Below are 7477 nucleotides of genomic sequence, written 5' to 3' on the forward strand. Positions count from 1 at the left end.
GCAAACGGTCACCGCCAAAGCCGCATCGACGACCTGCTCCCGTGGAACTTCAAGCCGTCAAGCTGAAAACCTCGTGGGAGCCAGCTAACGCTTACAGAGAGCGCCCATTTATTCATCAGTTATTTGATCCTCGACTGGTGTGCAAACCGTTATCCCGAAGGAGAAGTCGAAGGGGATGCTGTGAGGGTAAGCTGCGCTGCGTTTGTTCCAAGGCCGACGCCAATCGGTTTCGGGTGCAGCACTGGCGATGCCCCAGACATTTGCCTTGCGGCGACCGGTCTCGCATCAGGTCGCAGGCTTTTGCAGCCCCGCTGTTTCCTGGTCAGGTCGGACGAATGAACATGCGGTCATCCTCATGCGCGGCAGCGTCGTCTGAACGGATGGCGCGGTAGCAATGCCAAGTGGCATGGCCCAGCAGCGGAAAGACCAGGATCAACCCCAATCCGGCTGTGAGCAGACATAAGGCGAACAGCGCCACCACGATGGCGCCCCAGGCGATCATCACCCCAAAGTTGTTCCAGACCATCGCCATGCTGATCCCGAGCGCGGAGAGCGCGTCGGTCCGCTCGGTCAGAAGCATCGGAAAGGCGAAGACGCTGATGGCGAAGGAGAAGGCGGCGAAGAGCGCGCCGACGGCAGAGCCGACTAGCAATAGGGCCCAGCCAGTAGGAGTCAGGAGAAGCATCGGAACGATCTCCTCGGTGCCGGGAAAGGCCACCATGCCGAAGAAGAGCGCATAGATGAGGACCGCCGCGCGCATCCACAACAGGAAGAGCCCCAGAAGCATGACCCCCATGAAGACACCGGCCCGGCCCGATCGAAGTCGGACGAAGAGCATCGGCCCGAGACTGACTGGTTCGCCCGCCTCCAGCCGCCGGCTCTTCTCGTAGAGCCCGCCGGCGATCAGCGGCCCGACCACCATGAAACCCGCCAGCGCCGGGAACAGGGCATAGTCGAATTCCAGGTGGAACAGGAACCAGACCACGGCGACCGAGACGAGGAAAACGCCGAGGCCGTAGATCAGGCTTGGAAGCGGATGGGTCCAGAGATCGCGCCACCCAGCCCGCAGCCATGTGAAGGCGGTGCGCCACGGGAGATCGCGGGCGTGCGGGCTCGGGCGCGCAAGGGGCGGGACCACCTTCGGAATGACGCCCCCGGCGTGCGGATTATCGGGCGGCGGCGGGACGTTGTTCTGGCTCAGCATGACGGTTTCGCCGGGCGGTAGGTGCCGGCGCCTTCCTTGGCGGTTTCAACGCAGCTCGGTTGCGACGACAGGGAGACCGAGACGAGATGGATGTTGGCGCCCACGAAGATGGCCACGACCAGAAACGCGGCGGAGATCGCCAGAACTCGGGGCCGCTCAATGGTCATTCCGGGCCTCCATCAGCCAGCGAGGTGATGTAAATGGCAAGCATCTTGCGCTGCGCCTCTGTCAGGCGGTTTTCCCATGCGGGCATCCAGCCCTGTCGGCCGCCAAAGATGGTCTCGAACAGCGCCTGATCTGTGCCGCCGTAGATCCAGTGGCTGTCCGTGAGGTTCGGGGCCCCGAGGTCGTACATGCCCGCCCCATCCTCGCCATGGCAGCTGGAGCAATTGTCGGCGAAAAGCATAGCGCCTTCTTCCAGCCGCTCGGGCGAGGCACCGCCGTCGAGACCCGCCAGCGACTGCACGTAGTCCGCCACGACGCGGATCTGATCCCGGTCGAGCATGCCATCGCGGCCAAAGGCGAGCATCTCGGCATAGCGCGTGTCGGGATGCGGGGCATTGATGCCGACACGCAGGGTTTCGAGGATCGTCTCGTCGTCGCCACCCCAGAGCCACGCGTCATCGACCAGAGAGGGATAGCCGAGCCCGCCTTCAGCGCGGCTTCCGTGGCAGGCCGCGCAATTGTCACCGAAGAGTGCGGGTGCGGTCTGGTCGATGTGGGTCATTAGCAGGGTGTCGTCACGGATCTTGTCCAACGGGAGCGCAGCGATTTGATCCGCCCAGATGCCACGGGTGGCATCCGCGGCGGCCACGCGCTCTTCCACCTGTGCCTGCTGATCAAGACCCAGAAGCCCGCGGGTATAGGTATTCACCAGAGGCCATGCCGGCATGAGCACCCAGTAGACCAGCGCCCAGATATGCGTGACGATGATGAAGAACCACACCGCTGGCGGCACGCGTGTGTTCAGCTCGGTGATGCCGTTCCATTCGTGGCCCGTCGTCTGGTGGCCGGTCAGTGGGTCGCGTTCTTTTACCGACATGGCCCGTCCTCGTCATCCAGAATACTGTTCGCGGCCTTGTCGAAGCGTTTGCCCAGCGACGGCCAATAGGCGTAGATGGTGATCCCCACCGACAGGGCGATGAGGTAGAATAGCCCGAAGGACTTGGCGATCACCGAGGTCAGGTCATGGGTAAGGTCCATCAATTCAGTCCTCCCCGAGTGGCTGATTTGCGAAGGCGGCATCCGTGAGCCCGCCGAGGATCTGGAGGTAGGCCACCAGAGCATCCATCTCCGTGACGCGGTCCCGTTGTCCGTCGAAGTGGCGGACGCTGGTCGCGGCACCATATCGCTCGCTTACCCCGTCGGCGGCGTCGGTGTCGGGCCGCGCCTGGCCACGGGCGTCAGCATCGGCATTGGTGACCTGTTCGTCACTGTAGGGCACGCCCACAGCCCTCAGCGCCGCGAGGCGGTCCGGCAGGCTCTCTGTCTCGAGCGTCCTGTCCAACAGGAAAGCGTACTGCGGCATCACCGATTCCGGCACCACGGCGCGTGGATCGACGAGGTGACGCACATGCCAGTCGTCAGAATACTTGTTGCCCAGCCGAGCAAGGTCCGGCCCCGTCCGCTTGGACCCCCAGAGCATCGGGTGGTCATATTGCGATTCCACCGCCAGCGAATAGGGGCCGTAGCGATCCACCTCGTCCTGTAGGGTCCGGATCATCTGGGAGTGGCAGGCATAGCAACCCTCGCGAATATAGATGTCGCGCCCGGCCTGCTCGAGCGGCGTGTAGAGCCGCATGTCGGGCGCCGCCTCGACCGTTTCGTCGATGGTGAAGAGCGGCGCGATTTCTACGAAACCGCCCACCCCGGCGGCGACGATGATCCCGAGGGTCAGCGCCATCGAGTGCCGCTCGGTGCGGTAGTGGGTCCGGGCGTGGAATTCGAAGAAGCGGGCGAAGGGGGAGAGGATCTTGCGAAACATCGTGTCACTCCGCTGCCGGAACGGCAGGTTCTGCCGCTTCGGACGAGGTCGGGTAGTCGCGTTCCGGCTGTTTTTCGGGGGCGTGCCGGATCGTCATGTAGACGTTGTAGGCCGCCAGGATCGCCCCGGTCAGGAACAGGGCCCCGCCGCAGGCCCGTGCGACGTAATAGGGATGCATGGCCACCAGCGTGTCCGTGAAGGAATAGGCCAGTGTGCCACTGTCGGTGTAGGTGCGCCACATCAGCCCTTGGATGATGCCGCTGTTCCACATCGCGAAGACGTAGATCACCGTGCCCGCCAACGCGAGCCAGAAGTGCCATTCCACCAGCTTCCACGAGTACATCGTCTCGCGCTTCCACAGCAGTGGGACGACGGAGTAGATCGAGCCGAAGGTGATCAGCGCCACCCAGCCCATCGCGCCCGCATGGACGTGGCCCACTGTCCAGTCGGTGTAATGCGACAGCGAATTGACCGCGCGCACCGCCATGAACGATCCTTCGAAGGTCGACAGCCCGTAGAACACCGCCGCCACCATCATGAAGCGCAGCGTGGCGTCGTCGCGCACCTTGTGCCAGGCGCCGTTCAGCGTCATCAGCGCGTTGCCCGCGCTGGCCCAGGAGGGCACCAGCAGCATGACCGAAAAGGTCATGCCCAGCGTCTGCACCCATTGCGGCAGGGCGGTGTAATGCAGGTGATGCGAGCCGGCCCAGATGTAGAAGAACACGATGCCCCAAAACGACAGGATCGACAGGCGGTAGGAATAGATCGGCCGCTCCGCCCGCTTGGGCAGGAAGTAGTAGAGCATGCCGAGGAACCCGGCGGTCAGGAAGAAGGCGACCGCGTTGTGGCCATACCACCATTGCGTCATCGCGTCCTGGACTCCCGCGAATGCCGAGTAGCTCTTTGCTCCTGTCAGGCTGGCGGGCACGGCGAGGTTGTTGACGATATGAAGGATCGCCACGACCAGGATGAAGGCGAGGTAATACCAGTTGGCGACGTAGATATGCGGCTCGTTCCTGCGCGCCAGTGTGCGGATGTAGAGCACGAAGTAGACCACCCAGACGATCACCAGCCATATGTCGGCATACCATTCCGGCTCGGCGTATTCCTTCGACTGGGTGACGCCCATCAGGTAGCCCGAGGCGGCGACGATGCAGAAGAGGTTGAAGCCCAAAAGCACGAACCAGGGCGAGACATGCCCTGCCAGCCGCGCCCGGCTCGTGCGTTGCATGACGTGGTAGGACGTGGCGATGAGGGCGTTGCCACCGAAGCCGAAGATCACCCCCGATGTGTGAACGGGGCGGATGCGCCCGAAGCTCGACCAGGCCGCGTCGAAGCGCAGGTCGGGCCAAGCAAGCTGCGCCGCGACCCAGACCCCCATGCCCATACCGACCACGGCCCAAAACAGTGCGATCACGAGCCCGGCCTTGGTCGGATCATCATAGTAGTTGTTCGTGCGATCCTCGGCCGGCTCGGGCTCGCCAATCGCACGCAGGACGCAGCAGGTCATGATAGCGGCTGCAATCAGCACGATCGCGCCGTGGCTCCCCATCGGATCGCCCCGACCCGCTGCGGCCATCACCAGCCCGACAATCGCCATGAAGACACAAATCATCAATGCGATCTGGCGTTCGGCACCTGTCAACCGCTCCATCATTTGGCAACCTCCCGGTCGGTTCTATGTCTTGGTGGCAGCGGACGGTCCTCCGTCTGGAGGATCCGGCGGGCGTCGCCTGCCGGATCGTCAAATTGGTCGTGTCTCATCGCCCAGAAGAACGCGCCGAGTCCGACAGCGCCCATCGCCAGCGTCACGGGGATGAGAAGCAGTAGGATGGTCATGCTGCACCCTCGCCCGAGGCCTGTGCTCGCCCGGCGATGTCGCGAAGCGCCGCCGCCTCGGTACAAAGGTCGAGCAGCCGGCGCGCGGCTGGCACGATCTCGACGATTTCCCCCAAACCGGTACCGGCGTAATGCGGCATCTGCTCCAGCGCGCCCGTCGTCGTGCGCAGCGGTGAATCCGTGCTCTGGCGTAGGCGTGGAATGTCGTCGTCATGGGCGATGACCTCGCGGGGGATCGCGTCGGGATCGTGGCCCATCAGATCCGTGCCGAAGCCGTCGGTAACGCTGTTGCGCAGGACGCGCACGGCCGACCCCTTGGGCCAGTTCAACACGAAACCATCGGTCAAGACCGTGTCCTGCGGCCCTGCATCAACGATGCGCCGCTTGTGACAGTCATGGGCGAAGGATTCCTGCGTGGCGAGGAAGGCAGTGCCGCATTGCACGCCCTGCGCCCCCATCGCCAACGCCTCGGCCAGCGCCAGCCCGGTGCAGATGCCGCCCGAGGCGACAACCGGCAGGGCCGAGGTTTCCAGCACGGCCGGGAGCAGTTCGAATGTCGGGGTGCGCCCGTGCACGTGACCTCCCGCATCCTGCCCTTGTGCGATCAACACATCCGCACCGGCGGCTTCGGCCTCCCGTGCCGCGCGTAGCGTGCCCACCTGGTGCAGCAGAAGACCGCCTGCGGTCTTCACCCGGGAAACGGCCTCTGGCACGACGTCCCAAAAGAACGAAAAGACCGCCACCTCCATCGCAAGGCAAGTTTCGATCTGCTGCTGCAGCAAGTCGGGCTCCGTGGCTGCCGGGATGAGGTTGACGGCGAAGGGGTGGTCCGACAGCCGGCGGTAGGCTTCGATTTCCGAGATGATGAGTGATGGCGCCTCGCGCACCATCCCCAGTGTCGGGAAACCGCCGGCATTGGCGACCGCGGCGGCCAGTTCGGAACGCGCGACGCCTCCCATACCGGCTAGGACGACGGGATACTCACATCCCAGAAGATCGCACAGGGGGGTGCGAAGGGACCCCAGATCGGCATTCATGTGGTATCCCCCGTGAGACGCTGTTTCAGATAGTCCCGCAGCACCACCGCATGATTGTGCTCCCGGTCCTTTGCGGCGAAGAGAAAAGTGACGGGACCGGCGCGGCACCATGCGAGGCAGCGGTCAACGGCGTCCGTGTTGCCAGCCAGTTCGTGCAGGTAGCGGTTGCGGAATTCGCCCCATTTGTCCGGGTCGTGGTTGAACCATTTCCTGAGCTCGGTGGTCGGCGCGATGTCCTTGAGCCAGTCATCGTGTCCGAGATCGGCCTTCGAGATTCCTCGCGGCCAGATCCGATCCACCAGCACTCTCGCACGGTCCGTGTCCGACGCCTTGTCGAAAGCTCGGGCGATGTCGATGTCGGATTGCTTGGCCATGCGAGGATCAAACAAGCTTTGGGATGCCGGTGCCTTTGGCATCCTCGATGGCGAAGTTCAGCGACCGGGCGATGCGTTCAGCCCGCTCGATGACATGGGCTGCGCCAGCGGGTGTGCAGATCTCCATCGCGGTCTCGCGAAAGAGTGTGAGCCACCGCTCGAAATGGCTCCAGTCAATCGGCAAGCCGACGTGCTTGGGCACCGGGGCGCCATGATAACGGCCTGTCATCAGGGCAACGGAGGACCAGAAGGATGTCATCCGATCCAGATGAGGTGGCCAGTCATCGATGCGCGCCGCGAAGATAGGGCCGAGAACCGAGTCGTTGCGGATCTTGCCATAGAAGGCATGAACCAGCTCGCGCAGCACTTCGTCATCGAGCCCGGTCCATGCCTCGAGAGAAGCTGTGATCGCCGGTCGCGCGGAGAGGCTGCGCGATGAGGAAGTCTGGATAGATGACATCGGTGGGGCACCTTGTTCGCAGTTGTATTGACGGGGCATGCTCTTCAAGTGGTATTATAGATACCTATTGAAGTCGAGCGCAATCGGGCGAAGCCGCGCAAAGCCAGACTGGCGGCGATCAGTGCGGGATCAGGGGACGGGAGGTGGTGCGATGAGCGAAGTATCCAAAACCGACAGTGGGTTCGTTGTGGAGGCAGCCACCATCGCGCGAGCTTTCAAGATCACGGAAGAGCAGGTCCGGGAGGAGATGCGGAACGGTCTCATCAGCAGCCGCTCCGAGAGCGGGGCGGGCGAAGACGAAGGACGTTGGCGCATGACCTTCTATCGCGCCGACCGCGCGTTCCGCCTGGTTGTCGACGAAAAGGGAGAGGTGCTGTCGCGGGGAAGCTTTCCCGTCACTCCGCGAGCGCGGTCAGTGCGCCGGGATTGACACCCCTCGGGCGGCAAGCAACGATCAATCTATGGTCAGGTATCAGATCAAGTTGGCATTGTTGCAGAAGTCCGGCTGCGGCCAGACGCGCCCCTTTCCCCGTTGGGTTCAGGCCACGCGTTCAATCTCGGCAGTGCCGAGTGCATTGA

Annotated in this window: 11 protein-coding genes; 1 reads left to right on the forward strand and 10 read right to left on the reverse strand. The window is 63.6% G+C overall.

All coding sequences use genetic code 11. From position 1 onward, the window contains the following. Positions 1 to 322: 322 nt before the first annotated feature. From BW970_RS19875 to BW970_RS19915, 10 genes are read right to left on the reverse strand one after another with little or no spacing between them, the layout of a single operon-like run. Positions 323 to 1204 carry a DUF2189 domain-containing protein gene (locus BW970_RS19875; RefSeq protein ID WP_076534658.1) on the reverse strand — a complete coding sequence of 294 codons (882 nt, stop codon included), beginning with the start codon at positions 1202 to 1204 and terminating at the stop codon, positions 323 to 325. Next, on the reverse strand, positions 1198 to 1371 hold the full coding sequence (locus tag BW970_RS20855; protein ID WP_159441485.1) for a hypothetical protein: 174 nt from the start codon (positions 1369 to 1371) through the stop codon (positions 1198 to 1200). The genes BW970_RS19875 and BW970_RS20855 overlap by 7 nt, the downstream gene beginning before the upstream one ends. Continuing rightward, a complete protein-coding gene (gene ccoP / locus BW970_RS19880; RefSeq protein WP_076534660.1) occupies positions 1368 to 2246 on the reverse strand; it encodes a cytochrome-c oxidase, cbb3-type subunit III in 879 nt (292 codons plus the stop codon). Before ccoP ends, BW970_RS20855 begins: the two co-directional genes overlap by 4 nt. Next, positions 2237 to 2407, reverse strand: coding sequence for a cbb3-type cytochrome c oxidase subunit 3 (locus BW970_RS19885; RefSeq protein WP_076534663.1), 171 nt, complete (start codon positions 2405 to 2407; stop codon positions 2237 to 2239). The genes ccoP and BW970_RS19885 overlap by 10 nt, the downstream gene beginning before the upstream one ends. Before the next feature lie 4 nt (positions 2408 to 2411). Further along, positions 2412 to 3188 (reverse strand): cytochrome-c oxidase, cbb3-type subunit II, encoded by a 777-nt coding sequence (gene ccoO, locus BW970_RS19890; RefSeq protein WP_076534665.1) that lies wholly within the window; start codon positions 3186 to 3188, stop codon positions 2412 to 2414. A gap of 4 nt (positions 3189 to 3192) precedes the next feature. Continuing rightward, on the reverse strand, positions 3193 to 4845 hold the full coding sequence (gene ccoN, locus BW970_RS19895) for a cytochrome-c oxidase, cbb3-type subunit I (RefSeq protein WP_076534667.1): 1653 nt from the start codon (positions 4843 to 4845) through the stop codon (positions 3193 to 3195). Then, on the reverse strand, positions 4842 to 5027 hold the full coding sequence (gene ccoS / locus BW970_RS19900; RefSeq protein ID WP_065330539.1) for a cbb3-type cytochrome oxidase assembly protein CcoS: 186 nt from the start codon (positions 5025 to 5027) through the stop codon (positions 4842 to 4844). Before ccoS ends, ccoN begins: the two co-directional genes overlap by 4 nt. Then, positions 5024 to 6064, reverse strand: a complete 1041-nt coding sequence (locus BW970_RS19905; RefSeq protein ID WP_076534669.1) for an NAD(P)H-dependent flavin oxidoreductase — start codon at positions 6062 to 6064, stop codon at positions 5024 to 5026. Before BW970_RS19905 ends, ccoS begins: the two co-directional genes overlap by 4 nt. Next, the gene (locus BW970_RS19910; RefSeq protein WP_076534671.1) at positions 6061 to 6438 is read right to left on the reverse strand and encodes a DUF488 domain-containing protein; all 378 of its coding nucleotides are present in this window, start codon (positions 6436 to 6438) and stop codon (positions 6061 to 6063) included. The genes BW970_RS19905 and BW970_RS19910 overlap by 4 nt, the downstream gene beginning before the upstream one ends. A 7-nt stretch (positions 6439 to 6445) precedes the next feature. Beyond that, positions 6446 to 6898, reverse strand: coding sequence for a group III truncated hemoglobin (locus tag BW970_RS19915; RefSeq protein ID WP_076534673.1), 453 nt, complete (start codon positions 6896 to 6898; stop codon positions 6446 to 6448). A gap of 151 nt (positions 6899 to 7049) precedes the next feature. Here BW970_RS19915 and BW970_RS19920 point away from each other — a divergent pair, with 151 nt between their 5' ends. Further along, on the forward strand, positions 7050 to 7328 hold the full coding sequence (locus tag BW970_RS19920; protein WP_076534675.1) for a DUF6522 family protein: 279 nt from the start codon (positions 7050 to 7052) through the stop codon (positions 7326 to 7328). The last annotated feature ends 149 nt before the right edge of the window (positions 7329 to 7477 follow it).

It is taken from the genome of Gemmobacter megaterium (assembly GCF_900156815.1).
GTDB classification, from domain to species: Bacteria; Pseudomonadota; Alphaproteobacteria; order Rhodobacterales; family Rhodobacteraceae; genus Wagnerdoeblera; species Wagnerdoeblera megaterium.